This window comes from Amycolatopsis roodepoortensis, from assembly GCF_014873915.1.
Lineage (GTDB): Bacteria > Actinomycetota > Actinomycetes > Mycobacteriales > Pseudonocardiaceae > Amycolatopsis > Amycolatopsis roodepoortensis.
Genome location: NZ_JADBEJ010000007.1, coordinates 50,131 through 66,754, shown reverse-complemented (window position 1 = coordinate 66,754; position 16,624 = coordinate 50,131). Strand labels below are relative to the sequence as shown.

Below are 16,624 nucleotides of genomic sequence, written 5' to 3'. Positions count from 1 at the left end.
GCGCGGCAAGGTCGAATAGGGGGCGAACGCGTAGAGCATCAGCCCCGAGCAGTCGAAGCCCGGCGAGTTCGGCCCGCACGGCGGTGGCGACGTGCCGTCACCCCGGGTCGGGCCATTCGTCGTCCCGCCTGCCCAGCAGTACGGCTTTCCGATCTGGGACAGCGCGCGATCGACCGCGCCGGGCGCGTCGACGACGTTCGACGGCACGCACGGATCCGGCAAGACCCCGACCTGTCCCCGGACGTCGGCGACGATCGCCGCCGCCTCAACCTCCGCCGGGGCGTAACGATCTGGGAAGCCGCTGCGCTGCACGGCCTGCGCGGCTTTCCCCGGCGGCATCGACTCCCAGCCCGGGAGCGCGATCAGACCGTCGAAGAACTTCCCCGCCGAATAGGTCATGTCCGTGACCTGCGCTGGAGTTCCCCAGCCCTGCGAAGGGCGTTGCTGGAAGACGCCGAGGGAATCCCGGTCCCCGTGGTCGAGGTTGCGCAACTTCGATTCCACGATCCCGGTTGACACCGCGATCACCGACGCGCGGGGCGGAAGGCCGCGCTGGTCGGCCACCGAGAGGATCACCTGCACCGTGCGGACCTGCTCCGCATCCAGCGCACCAATCCCCTTCGCCTCGCCAGGCGCAGGACTTGTGCACGACGTTCCCGAGGCGGTGCCACCGATCATCACCACGGTCACCAGCACGACGGCCGAGGCGACCACCACGACCACCACGACCATCGACACGATCGTCCGGCCCATCGTGATCAGCCCCCGACCACGGCGACGTCGACCAGCCACCGGCCCGACGGCCCGTAGGCCAGTACGACCCGCCGGTCCTCGCGCCACATCTCCGTCGCGATCCCGTGGTCGTTGCGAACCGTCCGGGCGGCGCTGATAGCGACATGCGCCCGGGTCTCGGTCCGCGGACCCGCCGACAGCCGCACCGTCGCCGGTTCACACGTCGCGGTCTCGTGCGTGCCCACGACCTCGCGCGCCCACGCCTCGGCATCCGTCCCGATCAACGCGCGGCCGGCGTCCGGCGTCATCACCTCACGCGCCCGCGACTCCCGCACACCATGCGGATCCCGCCAGCTCCAGCCACACCACCGCGAAGCCCAGTCCCGCGCCGCCGCGAGCACCCGCTCATCAGCCGCCGACGGCGTCGAAACGGGACTCGAGACCACGGACGTGACCGCTGATCCAGGCTGCATCACCGACGGCGACGACGGAGCGGCCACCGTGGCGCCCTCGCAGCCGCCGAGCGCGGCAACACCCACAACACAGAAGACGAAGCGACGCACAGGATCCCCCAAACCAGCCGCGCGGCGACCTTCCCCAAGGCCGGAACCCGCGCCGGAGTGCTGACTCTAGTTAACAAGTACTTCCGAGAGTAGGCACAAAAGACGTATTGTCAACCAGAGTCAGCATCTAGGTAGGGCGGACGTTCCGAGTGGAAGCGCCCTGAACTGCGAGAACACGCAGTACTGCACCAGGCGAAGGAGGCGGGCGGTGACGGGAAACTATGTCGTCGAGTACCTGTCTTGGCTACCGCCGGGCATCATCGACGCGGCGGACTTCCCCGAAGGGGCGTGGGTGATCGGTGACGAACCCGGCCTGGTCAGCGCCATCCTCGCGCCCGGCCCGTCCTACGCCGGGACGGATTGGCTCGCACTGCACCAACGCTGTCCCACCAGCGCCTTGGCCCGTGTCCCCGACGTCGACCTAGGCGTCTACGCCACACGCGCGGGCCGCCTCGACTACGACCGGGTGGCCCGCTGGATCAGCGTTCCCGTATGGAGCGTCACGACCGCGACGCCGTCGACCAGCGAGACGGCCGACAGACACAGACAGGCCCCGGAAGCGCACAGCTTCCGGGGCCTGCTCTGATCTTTGGGCGAGTGATCAGCCCACATGAGTTGACTCGCTAGCGCGGCGCCTGCTTCACCGCAGCGATCAACGCTGCGAACGCGGCAGGACTCATCCGGAGGCGGTGATCATCGGCTGCGCCGAACTCCGTCTTCGAGTCGCGCACCTCGACCACCTCCGTGCTCATCGCCACCTCGACACAGTTCTTGTCGGGGTCGCTCCACCGCGACTTGCGGAAATCGGAACGGGAGAAGGTACTCATGCGGGGACTCCTTGCGGTGTTAGTGGGAGGTCTCCCCGGACTCGGCGATCATCGCTCGCAAGAAGCGACGAGTTTCCTCGAAGCCCAGTGCGGCGCTGGTCAACCGAGTCCAGGCCGAGTCATAGGCGTCCAGCGCCTTCTTGTCATCGAGGTACCGGAATTCCTCCGGTCCTTCGGTGTACGCCAGTTCAAGCGGACCCGCGACGCCCGCGGTCGGCAGTCGGAGCAAGGTGAACCGATTGCCGATGGCAACTCGTCGGCCTACGGGCTGGTCGAACGGAAGCACCTGCATGAAGATGTTCTCGCGTTGCGATAGAGCGATCATGTGCTTCAACAGGTCGATCTTCGTTTCTTCGTCACGCCAAACTCGTCGAAGGCATGACTCGGACATGACGAAGTGGGCCACTGGCGGATTCGGCTTGTCGAAGATCGCTTGCCGTGCGGTTCTGGCTTCGATGCGATCCTCCAGGGTCAGGCCGCTGCTCTCCGGGACGCCCGCGTAGAGCGCGCGAACGAACCTGGGAGGCTGCGTCAGCCCTGGAGGAATCTCGACTTCCCATTCGCGGATGCGATCAGCGTGACTTTCGATGTCGACGCGAACGCGTAGCTCCTCGCTGTAGGCGCGTCGATAGCCCGTGTTCCAGTACCCGCGCTTGTGGCTGTCCTTCCGAAGCTCGAACAGCGTTTCGTGGTAGCCGGGATCCGTGAAGCCCAGCTGATTCGCGAGACGCTCCAGGTCGCCGATCGACAAGCTCGCCTTACCGTCCAAGATCTGCTGAACGCGCGATCGGCTCGTGCTCAAGATCGCCGCGAGCTCGGACGGCGTCTTGCCGGCTTCCGAAAGCATGTGCTCGATCTCCCTGCCGAGCATCATCTTCTTCGCTGTCTGAACGGTGGCCATCGCCGTGGGCGCCCTTCCTTGCGTTGACGGGAGGCGGTCGAGCGCGGGCGCCCAGGCAGGCCGATCCGTCTTCGCTCCTGCCTACAGAGCGTATCGCGCAAGACCACCCATTTAGACCTCGGGTCTAAGGTTGCATTGCAACCTTCAGCTATGCATACTTTGGAAACCAACGTGACGCAGTGCACAGGTTACCGATTCGCAGGTAGCAATTGACTAGGAGGGCCCACATGTTTGATTTGCCCTGGTGGGGCCCTATAGGAGCCTTGATTGCGGTCTTGGCCCTCATTGGCGTAGCCGTGTTCACGGCTCACCGGAGCAGGCCGTGATGACTCCGTCGCTACTTCAGATTGCCGTCCCGCTGGTCGCATCGCTCGTCTTCTCCTGGCGCTGCGCTCGCCGAGTCTTCATCGCCAGGCGAGCGCTCACCACGCCATTCAAACTCTCGGCGGCCTCGGTTCCTGAGCAGAGGCGGACCGGGGTCGCCGAGCTCCAACCGAGTAGGAGGCGTTGATGTTCTCCGCGCGCCTTCCGACGCCGGGCGGGGTCCTCCATAACCGGGCTTCGTCTCACGTTCGAGGGATCTTCACGAAGCAGAACCACCTGCACCCACGGAATCCGCTAGTGCGACGGCTCGACAGCGCGTATGCGGTAGACCTCGGTTGGGGTGGGCGGTTTGTCGTTCTGGCCTACTGCGGCGCCTTCTGCTGGACCGATATCGAGGCCGACGACGGCGACGTCGAACTTCAATGCTCCGACTGCCAGACCGCCCGCGCGGCCGACGCCGCCGACGAACATGTCACAGCGACAGCCGAGCGAGGGCGCCGCGGCGGATACCTCGACCTCTCCGAAATGTCGTCTCCCGTGCGGATCTCCGTCCCGGTGATCAGACCGAAGCCCGGCTCCCTCCCGAGAGGCCATCGGTCGTGTGTGCGCCGAGCAGCCCTCTGCCCGTCGAAAGGCAACGCCTCATGACCAAGACTTACCTCGATGATCCAGCCTGCATCATCGAGCGTTCTACCTCCAAAGACATGGACCTCATCGCCGCCGTCCGGGCAGGCGACAGCGAGGCCTACGGCATTCTTTTCCAGCGTCATCACGCCGCCGCGCTCCGCTACGCTCGTAAACACACCCGATCGTGCGTGGTAGCCGAGGACGCGGTGATGGATGCCTTCATCGCCATCTTCCTGGTCTTGCAGGGGCAGAACGGGCCGAGGAAAAAGTTCCGTCGGTACCTCTTCCGCACCGTGCGGAACGCGGTGGGGCTCAACTGGCGGGACGGCCGCCACCTACTACTCGTCCCCTCGACCGAGGATGTTCTGCATGGCGCTTCGCCTTCGCCGGAAACGATCGTGCACGACCGTGCCGACGCCGTCGAACAGCGCGAACGAGCAGATGCCGCCCTCTCACAGCTACCTGACCGATGGCGGCAGGTCCTCCACCTAACCACCATCGCCAAGCGGCCCATCGGCGAAGTCGCCAAGATCTTCGGTCTCAGTCCAAACGCTACGTCTGCCCTCGCCGGCCGGGCTCGCCGCGGGTACAGAGAAAGATTTCGCGCCCTTTCCGACGACGCCGCCTGACAGGCCCGGGTGATCCAGCCTGCATCACCCGGTCCCCTGCTCCCACTCCCGGCTGGCTGAGCTGGCCTGGCCGGGTGTCCGGGCGCGGTCGCGACCAGTGGCTTTCTGCCTTTTCGCGCTGGTCGCGCCCCTGGACAGGGGTTGCCCGGCCGTCAATCTTCGGACGACCTCCGAATAGGCCGGGCAACCCTTAGACCTCTTTTTTTGTATCGACCGGAAGAAACGAACTGATGGACGAATCACGCTCCAGTCAAGAACAAGAAAATGATGACTTGCCCGTCGATGAGGAAATAGCCCACCCGCATCGGCTAACCGTCGAAGCAGCAAGGGTCTTGCAGGGGATCGGGGTCTCAGCGCCCAAGCTGAGTGGGTTTCTGGTGCTCAACACGGTTACCCCCGCGCAGCGAGTCGAGTACGCAAATCTGTTGCGCCGCGCCGCAAGCCTGCTCGACGAACACGCGCGGACTGTGGAACCGAAGCTGGAAGAAGAACCAGGAAATTCGGCAGATTCTGACAACCGGCCAGAGCCGGGCAGTTGGGTAGTCGACACTTCCAGCACATCCGACGAACACTCATCGCAGCCAAAAGACTCTCCTGTGCAGAAAAGCGCAGGAGATCCCGTTGAATAAACAGAGAAAGGTAACTGTGAGAAAGACAGTAATAGCGACCATCGCAGCGGCGGCGCTATCCGGCGTCCTCGCTACCCCGGCGATGGCGCAGGACGTCCAACCGAACCTGGTCGGCGGCTCCCCCGCCACCGGCGAGACCGGCTGGGCCGCCAGTATGCAGATCAAGGGCCGCGGCCACATCTGCACCGGCACCCTGATGCTCCGCGACCTCGTGGTGATCCCGTCCCACTGCGCGTTCAAGCAAATCGGCGGCACGGAGCCATGGGATCCGGCGCAGGTAACCGTCCGGGTCGGGTCCAAGGACCGCACTCGCGGCGGCGAGGTCCTGGAGGTCGCCCGGGTCGACCCCCACGAGAAATTCGAGTGGTTGAGCGGCCCGGAGGCTTACGACGTCGGGGCGTTGAAGCTGGTCAAGGCAGCCAATCAACAGCCTCTCCGGCTCGGTGGCGAGACCACCAAGCCCGGCGCCGAGGTCACGATGTACGGGTGGGGGACCGACCTCCCCAGCGGCGACACCTCGAACTTGCCGCGCAAGTTGCAGAAGCTCAAGACCACCATCGTGGACCGCGAGGAATGCGCGGACGCCAGGATCGGTGTCTACGAGATCTGCACCGACAACCCGTATGGGACCGACGGACCCGGCGGCGGCGACTCCGGCGGCCCGGTCGTCGAGGTCGTCGACGGCGAGCCGCGTTTCGTCGGGATCATCTCCCGGGCTCGCCCCGGCGCCCGGCCCGGCGAGGACGAGACGGTCGCCACCGACGCCACGGCCTTCCGGAAGTGGCTCTACGACAAGGCCCGCGGTGTAGCGGCCGCGCCTGCGGCGTAACCGTCTACGCCTAACGCCACATGAACTCGGGTGGGCGGGCGTCCTTACTTGGGGCAGCGTCCGCCCACCCGACCACTTCGGTGATCCAGCCTGCATCACCTGCGACAGCCGTCACCGCCGCATCGCCGCTACTGCAAGGGAATCCGACACCCACATGAAGAACGCTTTCGAGAATCCGTGGCCTGACGGGCACCGAGAGCTCACCGTGCTGGCTCTCCCCGACCTCGGCCGCACGACAGCGTCAGACGACGGAACCCGATTGGCGAAAGTCATCGACGGCGTCCGCAAGTTCGCGGCCCCGATTCCCGGGCTGGCACCTGTCCCGGACGCCGGCCTGCACCTGACCATCCAGCCGGTCAACCACGGACTTTTCAACATGCCACCGCTCGGCCTCGACACCGTGACGACGCTGAGCGAGGAACTGAGGAACCTATCCGCCGATTGGTCGCCGTTCTCGCTGCGGATGGGATCCCCTGTCATCGGCCGGACCGGGATCACGCTCGACACCGACCCTGAACAGCCGTTCAGCCACCTCGTCGACGCGGTCCGTCAGGCCATTCGCTCGGTGTGCGGTCCCGATTCGATCGGCCACGACACCCGGCCCGGCCACATGACGATTGTCTGTGCGAACCGCGAGCTGGAGACCGACGACTTCGCGAGCCAACTACGGCGAGTCCGGCCCAGCCACGCCGACATGATGGTCCGCAGTCTCGTACTCGCGTGGGTCGGCCAGAACGTTCCCGAAACCTGCTACGAGTTCGAGATCGTCGAGCGCTTCAAGCTCGCGGGATCCGTCGAGGCCGGAAATGAGTAAGAAGCCCGGCATGAGCACCACAGGATCCGAGACAACGCCCAAACCGGCTCCACGGTCGGCCCGTGCGACACGATCACGCTGGCCGACGATCGGAAGCCAGATCTCCGCCACGCACCGCAAGCTGGAACCCGGCGAACCCGATCCCGACTGGGCGCGGCGCCCACAGCGGCCAAGCCTCGACCGGCCGATCCCTGATCGGTGGAAGGACACCGAGCGGCACGCCGAGCACATCGGCCGCGCACCCATCGCCGCACCTCCCCGGCGCACCAGAACGTCGCGCGCGCCGCCCTCCAGCAGCACCAGCCAGACCCCATTCCGCCGATAACCGCCACACGACTCGCCCGCAGGGAACTGACCATGGAGACCTCCGTGCCGACGCACGATGCCGTCGGTCCGAGTGATGCAGGCTGCATCACTCGAACCGAGCGTTCCGGCAACACAGCCGAATTCCCCGACCATCGGCTGTCCGACCTGCTCGTCGAAGCCCTCGCCCTCGGGCCAGGCCTTCGGGTGCTCGCGATCGGGCCCGGCGACGTCTCCGCCCAGCTCGTGGAAGAGGTCGACTCGATCGGCGAGGTGATCACCACCAGAAACCGGTACGGCACCCCCGGCCATGCCCTCTCCTATGACCGAATCGTCGTCACCACAGAACAGTTCGATCTCTCCGAAGCCTGGATGCGTCAACTCGCCCGCCACGGCCGACTCGTCGTACCGTTCCGACTCCGTGGCGCTACCCACATCATCGCTTTCGAACGCGACGGCGAAGCCCTCCGCTCGACGACAAGCCGCTTCTACCGGACCGATCTCGGTGACCACGCCGGGCCTTATGGCGAACGCCGGGCTGTCATCGACATTGCCGGTGAACGGCCGTTGCTCACGTGGGATGACGACCAGGAGATCAACCCGGCCGAACTCGGCCGATGCCTCAAACGTGGCGGCGGCAAGCTGGAGTGGACCGGCGTACTCGTCAGCGAAGAAGACCCTCTCGATGCGCTCTGGTTGCGGCTCGCCGCCAGGGAATCCGGAGCCTGCCACCTCGCCGGCGGCACCGGCGACTGGATCGCCTCTCTGGCACATCGCCACGGCACCCCGGCGATTGTCGAAGAGTCCACCCTCGCGTACCTGACGCTCCGCCCATCCCCCGACTCCGAATCCAGCATCATCCCCGACGCCGAGCCCAGCGCCGAACGGTTCGAGCTCGGCGTAGCCGCCTACGGCTCCTATGCCGACACACTCAGCTCCCGGTTCGCCGTTCACGTTCGCCGGTGGAAGTCCGCGACCAAGAGGACCCCGTACATCACCGCCCACCCGCCGACCACGTCCAAGATGAGCCTCCCCCGCGCGCCGATCATCGACAGACCGGACAGCCGCATCGTGATCACGTGCTGAAACCGCCGAAATCGAACCGCTGGGGAAATGACATGACCCTCAAGAACGACCTCGCGAAGTTGACCGCCGAGGGATGGGAACACTGGCACTTCGGACCTCGAAGGGCCCCCGTCGGGAAGGTCTACCTCTACCGATGGCCAGGACCTCACCGGTGGCCGAGCCACGTGGATGCTCTCGTCCTGTTCATCGGTGCCCGAACCTTCGGTGATGCGTGGCGCGCCCCGATCACCAAAGACGACGACCCGTTCGCGCCGGAACGGATCTCGTGGTCTTTCGGAGGCAACCCGCAAGACGCTCTCACCCGGCTACTCGCCCTGCCCCGTCCCGATCCAAAGGACGGGAATCTAGGCCTGCGGTTCCATGGCTCACGAATCCCGGCGCCGTGGCTGGAACGAGAGCACTACCAGGTCCTAGCGGATGGCCACCTGGCAGTACCTCGGCATCCCCAACGCCACGATCTCCCTACAGCCCAACCGAAAGACCCACGCTGATCCAGCCTGCATCACGCCGCCGCGAGCGTCCACCGTCCAAAACGGACAGAGGCAGTGGCCGACTACTTGCCAACACCAGGAGGTTCTGATGCCGGGAAACTACCACCGGATGACGGAGGAGGAGCGGCGCGCGATCCAGTCCCTTCGCGATCGGGACGGGATGACCTTCGCCGCGATCGCCGGCCTTCTCGGCCGGAAGGAGCAGAGCGTCCGGGCAAACTACTTACGCGACCGCGAACGCCCGGACTTCGCCTGCGGGGCTGATACCCCACCTCTCCCACGCGAACGGACGCTTGTCCTGTTCAAGCCCGATGCCGTGCGGCGTCGCCTCGTCGGAAAGCTCATGGGACGATTCGAGTACATCGGCCTCGACCTCATCATCTCTCGTCGCACCACCATCACCGGCGCGGACTTCGTGCACCGGCACCACCCCGATCTCGTGGACAAGCACGGCCCCGTCATCGCTGCCGCCGTCGTCAAGTACATGACGTCCGGGCCCCTGATCGCCACCATCTGGGAGGGCTACCGCGCCATCGACGCGAGCCGCCGGATCATCGGTTCCACATTCCCCGCCGAGGCTGCGCGTGGCACGATCCGCCGCGACTTCTCGCAAATGTCCCGCGACGAAGTGCTCGTGACCACCACCATGACCGGCAACCTCGTTCACGGCTCCCGCACCGCCAACGAGGCGAAGCGTGAGATTGCCCTGTGGTTCGGAGCTGGCTCATGTGGGCGATGACCATCGTCAGCGACACCGTGCTGTGCCTGGAGTTGAAGCCGGGGCACGGCGTGCCGCTCTACCTCGCCGACCACAACGGTAAGACCGAGATCCTCCACCGCCGCTGGTCCAAAGGCCTCCGCTGGAGCGCCGCGGAGTGGCAACGGCTGCTCGACGTCGCCCGGACGCCGATGGACATGACCGGCCGCGTGGTTCACTGGCCCGTCGGCGCGGTGACATGGCGCCGTGGAGCCCGTGAGGCCGAAGTACTCGCCGAGTTCGGCCCCGAGCTCGCCATCGTCGCGGATGCCCTCAGCCTCGACGTCGACAGCATCGGCGTCTGCGGATCCTCGCTCTACAAGGCCGCCGTCGACCGCTCCGATTTCGACTTCGTCGTGGCCGAACAGCCCGGAGACCTGTCCATAGCGGACACGGTGCGGCGACTCGCCGGAGACTGCCGCATCGGAAACGTGCCCTACCACGTGCGGTTTCGCCTGCCGGGTATCGGATGGTGCGATCCCCATGTCACCGCACCGTGCACGCTCGTTGACGCGATCATCACCGGCCAGGCCGAAAGGGTCGGGACGGGCGTACTGCGCGGGCAGCGCGTGGTCGATGACTCCCACGGCCACCACTACCCCGCTCACTACGTGCTCGCCGGCGGGAAGCATCTCGTGTCGTTCCGCTTCGGCCACTCCGCGCTTCTGCGCACCGGCGACTACGTGCGCAGCGTCGATACCGCACCGCTGTTCAGATGGGGCGGCGTGACATCATGCGTCATCACCGACGGTCACCACTACCTGGAAGGTAAGCCAGTATGAACACGCGCGTCGGGGTCGTGGTGCCGACCTACCAGGAGGCCGCCACCATCGGCGAAGCCTTGAAACGCCTCCACGACCTCCCGATCGATGACCTCCTGGTCGTCGTCGTCGACGACGGCAGCCCCGACGGCACCGCCGACTTCGCCGAGAAGGCCGCCGCGGACTGGCCAGCCGGACGGCGCGAGCTGACGATCCTGCGCCGAACCGAGAAGTCCGGCCTCGGCCGCGCCTACATCGCGGGCATGGCCGCCGCGCTCGACGCCGGATGCGATCTGGTCATCGAGATGGACGCCGACCTGTCCCACCCGGCCGCCGCCATTCCCGGCATGGTCGAACGCGCCGCCGAAGGCGCCGACGTCGTCATCGGATCCCGCTACACCACCGGTGGGCAGCTTGACGCCGATTGGCCCCTCAGCCGCCGCCTGCTCAGCCGCGCCGCGAATTTTTACGTGTCCGTGCTGCTGCGCCTCAAGCTCCGCGACGTCACCGCCGGGTTCGTCGCATGGACCGCTGAAACGCTCCGCGCCATCGACGTCGACACCATCAACTCCAACGGGTACTCGTTCCAAGTCGAGATGAAATGGCGCGCCCGCAACCTCAACGCCACCATCGTCGAGGTTCCGATCACGTTCTCCGAACGCGCGGCCGGATCCTCGAAAATGGACCTCGCCGTCAAGATCGAAGGTCTGAAACTCCCGTGGCGCCTGCTGTTCACCCGACGCCCCCGCGGGTGATCCATCCTGCATCACCTCGACGGCCGGGTGATGCAGGGTGCATCACCCGCGCGCGGGCGCGCTGTGCTGCGCGTCGACGGCCGTCGACGCCACTTCGACGCCCATGATCTGGGCGATGAGCGCGGTCGAGAGATCCGGCATCAGCCGGGCGAGTTCCTCGAGGTCGGCACGATCGATCAGCCACGGCGCGGCGCCGTCGACGTGTGTCCTCAGCGACCGCGTGAAACGGTCTCCGCGCGAGGGTTCGGCGTCCTCGCGTGTGCTGTCCCCCATGTGAGTCTCCTCGGTCGTGCGGATCTCCGCGCTTCGCGGGACGGCGCGAGTGAACAGGGGGCGGCGCTGCCCGCACCGCTCCCCTGCTGGGCCATGTCTCGGCCCGTCCCTGCTGGTCGCCCCCGACGCGGTACGCCCCCTGCGTCGGTTGCGCCGGGGTCCTCCCGACCAGCGGGACCACTCGGCCATCGCATCTGAGCAGGCCCGGCTCTCCACGCGGAGTACGGCCCCTTGGCCCAGATGGCTCATCTCTGCGACAGTCTGGATCAGCTGTGTTAGATCTGGTTACCATCGCTCTGGGGACGAGCTTAGATCAGGTACGAGCACTGTCAACCAAATCTAACAGTGCTGTGATCTGGGTCACATAACTGGGGGCTTGTTGAGATGCTTGGTCATCACGAGGAAGGGCGGGGTATGCCTGACGGCGCAGCTGGCGGGGTGCCTGCGCACGGTGTGCGGTTTCCCGCGTTGAAAAAGCGGCTGATCCGGATTCGCGAGCGCGTGCGACGCCCGGATGGCCACGTGTATTCGCTGACGGAGATCCAGGAGCACCTGGAGGCCGCGACCCAGTCCACGATCAGTCGGCAGATGATCGGCTATTGGTTCTCGCCGGACAAGGACAAGCTGCCCACCGACCGGTACTTGCCCCATCTGGCGAAGTTCTTCGGCGTTCCGACGGCCTACTTCTACGACGACGAGGTCGCCCGCGAGATCGACGACGAGATCAAGAACGTCCTCGCCCTGCGCGCTCTGACCGACAACCTCGACGAGGACGACACGCAGGTCCTGCTTCGCTCGCTCGGTGACGGCTTCACGCCGGAGCAGGCGAAGCAGGTCGTCAACCTGGTGAGGCAGCTCAAAGCCGAATCGGTGGTCATGAAGGAGGACACGGACGCCGGCGTCCGCCGAGGCGCGGCCGTGCCGCTGCCGGACTTCCGGCCGCCTCGTCGCAACTCCTGAATCGCGCAGTCCGCGGATGGCCAGCCTTGTCGTCCGCCGTGGTCTCTTGATGCAGCCTGGATCACCTGGCGTAGATCAAACTGAACACTGCTAAGGTGACCTTCGGTAATCGAACGCGTGTTCGTCTTTCGATCGGCCGACTTGTAGCTGTCCGGGCGAAACATATAACCCTGAGTGATAACGGTTCATCCATTAGGGTGGAGCGCTACCGCGTTATTGCTCTTTAGGGCAGTCGTTCGGCACGAATTCTGCTACAACGCATAGGTGCACTCTTCGTAACCATCACCCCGTGGTCCGCCCCGAAGACCCATCCCACGGCCTCCGAAGAGTTGTCACCCGTTCGGACGTAGGGGGAGCAATTATGACTTACCGTAGTTGTGCGGAGGACTCGCTTGCGGTCCACATTCCGGCCGTCGGCAGGGCGGTCACCGAGGAGTCCGCGCCCGCACCGGATCGCAGTCCAGCCGGGGCGCTGGGGGCGTTGCGACTTCCGCCGATGTACAGCCTCGACGTCCTGATCGCCGCCGTAGCCGAGGCGGTGGGGCGGCGCGTCCAGGTGCGCGCGGCCGACCTCGACGGCGCGTTGCCGTGCGGGATGGCGGTGGCGACCCCCGATGCGTACATCATCGTGTACCCGCGCACGTCGACGGTTCTCCATCGCACCCACATCATCGCCCACGAACTGGGCCACATCCTGCTCAAGCATCACGACGCGCTGCCCGGCTCGGTGAAGGACATGGTTCGCGAATACGCGCCCGTCCTCGCGCCGCATCTGAGCCCGGAGCTCATCATCCGTCTTCTCGGCCGGACCGTTTACGACACCGACCACGAACTCCAGGCTGAGGCCTTCGCCGGGCTCGTGATGGACCGGATCGGGCACTTCGCGGACTACTGGGAGCACCCCCGCCAGGATCCCGCCGTCAACAAACTCCGGGTTCTCTTCGGCACGGCGGGCTGAGGATGGAGGCCGTCACCGTCGTGGCCGCCGTGCTCAGCCTCGCGGCCGCCGTGGCGAAGGTGCGCGAGGCTCTGCGAGCGGGTGCCGCACGCGCGGATTTGCTCTACTTCGCGGGCGCGCTCGCCGGGTTCGGCGGGGCTGTGGGCCTTCCTGCCGACATCATCAACCTGCCCGGCGAGCCCCACCTCATGCCGTGGATCGCGCATTGCTGCGCGATGCTCGGCGCCGCCTGCCTGCACACCGCCGCCGTGCGGATCGCCGGCGGGCCCACGCCGAAACCGCTGCTCGGCATGGCCGTTGTGCTGGCGGCCGCGGTGTCCCTCGCGAGCGCGGCCGGGACACAGCCCTCCCTCACGGTGCCCGGCGCTGCCGTGACCGATGGGGACGTCCTACAGGCCGCCGCGATGCTGGTCTATCTCGCGTACCTGCTGTGGGCGCTGGCCCGAAGCCATGTGCTGATCGGCCGGTATCTCCGGCGCGAGGACACCGGCGTCCTGCTGCACCGCTCCCTGACCTTCGCCGCCGGAGGCGTCACCGTCGGAGTGCTCTGGGTCGTGTGGTCCTCCTACGTGATGTTGTCGGTGTGGCTCGGATCCCGGGGTTTCGCCGCCGTGGCCGGGCCGTTCTCCGCCACCGCCGAACTGCTCGGCGGGTTGGCGCTGCTGCTGCTCACCATCGGCGCCACCTACACCAGCTGGGCCGCGCCGATGACCCGCGCGGTTACCGCGCTGCTGGCCCGGAGGCTCGTGGTGCAGCTCGAACCGCTGCACCAGGTCGTCCTCGACGTCCTGCCCGAACTCGCCCTGCCAATGCCCGACGATCCGCCCGTCCGGATGCGGCTCTACCGGCAGGTGATCGAGATCCGGGACGCGCAGATGCGCCTGCATTCCCACGTCCATCCCGAGGCCTCGCGGGTGGTCGCCGAACAGAGCAAGCAGGCGCGGCACGGCCGCGCCGGGATCTGGATCTCCGGCGGCGAGAGCTGGATCGCCATCCGCGAGGCCGCCGAGCTGGCGACGGCGATCGACGGCTACCGCCACGGCCGCCGCTACGAGCGCGCCGACGACGTCGGCGTCCCCCAGTGCTGCCCGGAGCTGCAGCGCACCACACTGGCCGAAGCGCGTCATCTGGTCCGCGTCTCCCGTGCCTACAGCGACAACGCGTTGGTCGCCAAGATCCGGACGGACCTCAGCCGCGACAACGAAGTCCGCTCCCCCCGGCCGCCCGGCTGGCGCCCACGAGCCCGCCGCCGCTAGCACCGCGCGGTGGTCAACAACTGGACAAAAAGATGACACCGTGGCGCGACGCCGCCGAGCGGGAGCACGATCGAGGCCATGACGAGCCACGCTGTAGCGGACAGCGCGACGACACCGTGCCAGGCGTAGGCGGGCGGAGGCTGTTGCCCGGCGTGTCTCGGTTTCGGCACTGACCTCATCGCAACGTGCGGGGCGTGCAGGGGCGACGGCCACCTCGCGGGCTGCAGTGCCGCGGACCACGAGCCCGATCCGCGCCCCAGCCTCGAAACCCGGTGGTCGATTCCCCGGCACGCGGGCGATCGGGTCGACTGATGCAGCCTGGATCATCTGGTGCGTTGCCGGTCGCGACCGCCAGCAGGGTGGGCGGCCCCGCCCACCGAGTCGTATAACGGCCTATTCGCCACCCGGAGGTAGATGGTGTGGTCGCGGGCTCGGGAAGAAGGGGAGCCGCGCGCACGACGCGAGGGGGGAGGGACGCCGTGCGCGCGGCAGTTCAAGGCGAGCCGATCGCCGGTGATGCAGCCTGGATCACGGATCTGGTGTTGATCCAGGCTGCATCACCGCGTCGTCTCGCTCGAATTCGGTTCTACGCGGCCGCCGTGGTCTTCGCGCGCTCGGGCGCGCACACGCGGTTGCGGCCGCCGTGTTTCGCCCGGTAGACCTCGTCGTCGGCGACCTTCATTGCCGCGTGGAGCGTCATCCCGTGTTCCGGCATCGTGGCGACGCCGATGGAGACCGTCCGTACTTCCTCCGAGCGCCGGTGTCCGTCGGCGTCCTTCGCGCCCATCACCCACGGGTCACCGCCCGCCGCGCGGGTGATCGGGATCTCCAGCACCTCCACCGCGGCGCGGATCCGCTCGGCGACGGCGACGGCCTCGTCGAGGTCGGTATCGGGCAGGAGGACGACCATCTCCTCCCCGCCCCACCGGCACAGTTCGTCACCCGCCCGCGCCGAGCGGCGCAGCTCGCCCGCGACGGCCGCCAGGACCTGGTCCCCGACCAGGTGGCCGAAGGTGTCGTTCACCTTCTTGAAGTGGTCGAGGTCGACCAGCATCACCGAGGTCGGCACGTGCGAGCGTGCCGCGCGGTCGAGGATCTTCGCTGCGCGCTCGGCGAAGGCCTCCGGCCGGAGCAGACCTGTCCGGCCTTCCGTCGTCGAGGACTGGAGCAGATCCTCGTGACGCTGCATGAAGACCGTGAGAGCGACCCCGATGGGCGCGACGAGCAGGGCCAGCGGTGCCCAGGCGGCGGCGGCGCATGTGATCGCGAGGGCGATCAGCAGGGTCACGACGATCTCGAGGTTGTCCTGAAGGGTGCCGAGCATGTCGAGCCGCAGGGTTCGGCGCCAGTCCGGCGGCCGCTGTGAGCGCGGTTGGTCCCACAGGTCGGAGGCCAGACCGCGCGCCGCGCCGACCATGAGCGCCTGCGCGGCGAAGTAGACCCCGACCGCCGCCGCGAGGCCGAGGCCCACCGGGGCGAGGTTCGTCTGTCCCGGGGTCCAGGACGACAACGCCGTCCAGTCAGCCACCGCGTGCACGCCCACCACCGACAGGCAGATCGACACCGTCGTGTGAAGGAACTTGTACGCCGGCTTCCGCGCGATCCACCACCGGTGGGTGCGGACCAGGATCACCAGCGCGATCGCGAGCGGCACGGGTAGCAGGATCGCCGCGACGAAGAAGATCAAGCTGGTGTGGTCGACGTGCGTGGCGTTGCCGTCGCGGCCGCGACGGCGCTCCGCCGCGACGTTGGTGGCGATGAGGTAGGCCGTGGCGCCGAGCGCCAGCCACCCGAAATACAGCCAGTCCACGCCGGTGATGCCGATGCTGAAAGCGCGGACGGACGCGGCGACGATCAGCCCGAATACCAGCGGTTCGACGACCAGAACCCAGGTGACCGGGCGCCGTCCCCAGCTCCACAGCTGCCACATCGAGCGCGGGTGAGTAACGACGCGGACGCAGTATCTCACCCTATGCACCGTGAGAGTGAGACACGCAGCTAGAGCTGCCATTACCCTCAGGGCGTTCAGCGTGGCCGGTCCTCCCGGTCTCGCTGGATCCCGACCCGCGGGACTGCCTACTCGCGGAGGTGATGATGATGCCTTTTTTACCGGGCCCACGACAGCCCGGAAGTTTCTCATGCCCTTTTT

Annotated in this window: 18 protein-coding genes; 12 read left to right on the top strand and 6 right to left on the bottom strand. The window is 67.0% G+C overall.

Translation table 11 applies throughout. The features are described 5' to 3' along the window. Positions 1-753, bottom strand: a 753-nt coding sequence (locus H4W30_RS44660; RefSeq protein WP_192747115.1) for a C40 family peptidase, incomplete at its 3' end; no start/stop codon positions are given. A gap of 5 nt (positions 754-758) precedes the next feature. Continuing rightward, positions 759-1,271 (bottom strand): hypothetical protein, encoded by a 513-nt coding sequence (locus H4W30_RS37555; protein ID WP_192747114.1) that lies wholly within the window; start codon positions 1,269-1,271, stop codon positions 759-761. Positions 1,272-1,503: 232 nt separating this feature from the next. Between H4W30_RS37555 and H4W30_RS37550 the strand changes: the two genes are divergently transcribed. After that, entirely contained in the window at positions 1,504-1,881 is a 378-nt protein-coding gene (locus H4W30_RS37550) for a hypothetical protein (RefSeq protein ID WP_192747113.1), read from the top strand. Between the two features lie 37 nt (positions 1,882-1,918). On the opposite strand, the gene H4W30_RS37545 is transcribed toward H4W30_RS37550, so the two are convergent. Both H4W30_RS37545 and H4W30_RS37540 read right to left on the bottom strand, forming a co-directional pair. Continuing rightward, entirely contained in the window at positions 1,919-2,122 is a 204-nt protein-coding gene (locus tag H4W30_RS37545; protein WP_192747112.1) for a DUF397 domain-containing protein, read from the bottom strand. A 19-nt stretch (positions 2,123-2,141) separates the two neighbouring features. After that, positions 2,142-3,023 carry a helix-turn-helix domain-containing protein gene (locus H4W30_RS37540; RefSeq protein ID WP_192747111.1) on the bottom strand — a complete coding sequence of 294 codons (882 nt, stop codon included), beginning with the start codon at positions 3,021-3,023 and terminating at the stop codon, positions 2,142-2,144. Positions 3,024-3,991: 968 nt separating this feature from the next. Here H4W30_RS37540 and H4W30_RS37535 point away from each other — a divergent pair. From H4W30_RS37535 to H4W30_RS37500, 8 genes are all read left to right on the top strand, one after another. Continuing rightward, positions 3,992-4,603: an RNA polymerase sigma factor gene (locus H4W30_RS37535; RefSeq protein WP_192747110.1), complete on the top strand. Its 612-nt coding sequence runs from the start codon at positions 3,992-3,994 to the stop codon at positions 4,601-4,603. Positions 4,604-4,833: 230 nt separating this feature from the next. Continuing rightward, a complete protein-coding gene (locus H4W30_RS37530; protein WP_192747109.1) occupies positions 4,834-5,232 on the top strand; it encodes a hypothetical protein in 399 nt (132 codons plus the stop codon). Positions 5,233-5,248: 16 nt separating this feature from the next. After that, entirely contained in the window at positions 5,249-6,061 is an 813-nt protein-coding gene (locus H4W30_RS37525) for a S1 family peptidase (protein ID WP_318780748.1), read from the top strand. Positions 6,062-6,215: 154 nt separating this feature from the next. Beyond that, positions 6,216-6,875 carry a 2'-5' RNA ligase family protein gene (locus H4W30_RS37520; protein WP_192747108.1) on the top strand — a complete coding sequence of 220 codons (660 nt, stop codon included), beginning with the start codon at positions 6,216-6,218 and terminating at the stop codon, positions 6,873-6,875. Positions 6,876-7,385: 510 nt separating this feature from the next. Next, positions 7,386-8,264 carry a class I SAM-dependent methyltransferase gene (locus tag H4W30_RS37515; RefSeq protein WP_192747107.1) on the top strand — a complete coding sequence of 293 codons (879 nt, stop codon included), beginning with the start codon at positions 7,386-7,388 and terminating at the stop codon, positions 8,262-8,264. A gap of 600 nt (positions 8,265-8,864) precedes the next feature. Beyond that, positions 8,865-9,494, top strand: a complete 630-nt coding sequence (locus H4W30_RS37510) for a nucleoside-diphosphate kinase (RefSeq protein WP_192747117.1) — start codon at positions 8,865-8,867, stop codon at positions 9,492-9,494. After that, complete coding sequence (locus H4W30_RS37505) at positions 9,491-10,294, top strand: hypothetical protein (protein ID WP_192747106.1); 804 nt, start codon at positions 9,491-9,493, stop codon at positions 10,292-10,294. The genes H4W30_RS37510 and H4W30_RS37505 overlap by 4 nt, the downstream gene beginning before the upstream one ends. After that, entirely contained in the window at positions 10,291-11,028 is a 738-nt protein-coding gene (locus H4W30_RS37500) for a polyprenol monophosphomannose synthase (RefSeq protein ID WP_192747105.1), read from the top strand. Before H4W30_RS37505 ends, H4W30_RS37500 begins: the two co-directional genes overlap by 4 nt. 42 nt (positions 11,029-11,070) lie before the next feature. On the opposite strand, the gene H4W30_RS37495 is transcribed toward H4W30_RS37500, so the two are convergent. Further along, positions 11,071-11,301 carry a hypothetical protein gene (locus tag H4W30_RS37495; RefSeq protein ID WP_192747104.1) on the bottom strand — a complete coding sequence of 77 codons (231 nt, stop codon included), beginning with the start codon at positions 11,299-11,301 and terminating at the stop codon, positions 11,071-11,073. Between the two features lie 522 nt (positions 11,302-11,823). Between H4W30_RS37495 and H4W30_RS37490 the strand changes: the two genes are divergently transcribed. The 3 genes from H4W30_RS37490 to H4W30_RS37480 all read left to right on the top strand — a co-directional run bounded on the left by H4W30_RS37490 (position 11,824) and on the right by H4W30_RS37480 (position 14,475). Further along, entirely contained in the window at positions 11,824-12,261 is a 438-nt protein-coding gene (locus tag H4W30_RS37490) for a M41 family metallopeptidase (RefSeq protein ID WP_192747103.1), read from the top strand. A gap of 361 nt (positions 12,262-12,622) precedes the next feature. Beyond that, the gene (locus H4W30_RS37485) at positions 12,623-13,219 is read left to right on the top strand and encodes a hypothetical protein (protein WP_192747102.1); all 597 of its coding nucleotides are present in this window, start codon (positions 12,623-12,625) and stop codon (positions 13,217-13,219) included. Positions 13,220-13,221: 2 nt separating this feature from the next. Beyond that, positions 13,222-14,475 (top strand): MAB_1171c family putative transporter, encoded by a 1,254-nt coding sequence (locus H4W30_RS37480; RefSeq protein ID WP_192747101.1) that lies wholly within the window; start codon positions 13,222-13,224, stop codon positions 14,473-14,475. 586 nt (positions 14,476-15,061) lie between these two features. Here the strand turns inward: H4W30_RS37480 and H4W30_RS37475 are convergent. Beyond that, a complete protein-coding gene (locus H4W30_RS37475) occupies positions 15,062-16,405 on the bottom strand; it encodes a GGDEF domain-containing protein (protein WP_192747100.1) in 1,344 nt (447 codons plus the stop codon). Positions 16,406-16,624 lie beyond the last annotated feature (219 nt).

Coding starts and splice junctions, on each gene's coding strand:
- H4W30_RS37545 (WP_192747112.1), bottom strand. CDS start 2,122: ATGAGTACCTTCTCCCGTTCCGATTTCCGCAAGTCGCGGTGGAGCGAC.
- H4W30_RS37540 (WP_192747111.1), bottom strand. CDS start 3,023: ATGGCCACCGTTCAGACAGCGAAGAAGATGATGCTCGGCAGGGAGATC.
- H4W30_RS37535 (WP_192747110.1), top strand. CDS start 3,992: ATGACCAAGACTTACCTCGATGATCCAGCCTGCATCATCGAGCGTTCT.
- H4W30_RS37530 (WP_192747109.1), top strand. CDS start 4,834: ATGGACGAATCACGCTCCAGTCAAGAACAAGAAAATGATGACTTGCCC.
- H4W30_RS37520 (WP_192747108.1), top strand. CDS start 6,216: ATGAAGAACGCTTTCGAGAATCCGTGGCCTGACGGGCACCGAGAGCTC.
- H4W30_RS37510 (WP_192747117.1), top strand. CDS start 8,865: ATGACGGAGGAGGAGCGGCGCGCGATCCAGTCCCTTCGCGATCGGGAC.
- H4W30_RS37505 (WP_192747106.1), top strand. CDS start 9,491: ATGACCATCGTCAGCGACACCGTGCTGTGCCTGGAGTTGAAGCCGGGG.
- H4W30_RS37500 (WP_192747105.1), top strand. CDS start 10,291: ATGAACACGCGCGTCGGGGTCGTGGTGCCGACCTACCAGGAGGCCGCC.
- H4W30_RS37495 (WP_192747104.1), bottom strand. CDS start 11,301: ATGGGGGACAGCACACGCGAGGACGCCGAACCCTCGCGCGGAGACCGT.
- H4W30_RS37485 (WP_192747102.1), top strand. CDS start 12,623: ATGACTTACCGTAGTTGTGCGGAGGACTCGCTTGCGGTCCACATTCCG.
- H4W30_RS37480 (WP_192747101.1), top strand. CDS start 13,222: ATGGAGGCCGTCACCGTCGTGGCCGCCGTGCTCAGCCTCGCGGCCGCC.
- H4W30_RS37475 (WP_192747100.1), bottom strand. CDS start 16,405: ATGTGGCAGCTGTGGAGCTGGGGACGGCGCCCGGTCACCTGGGTTCTG.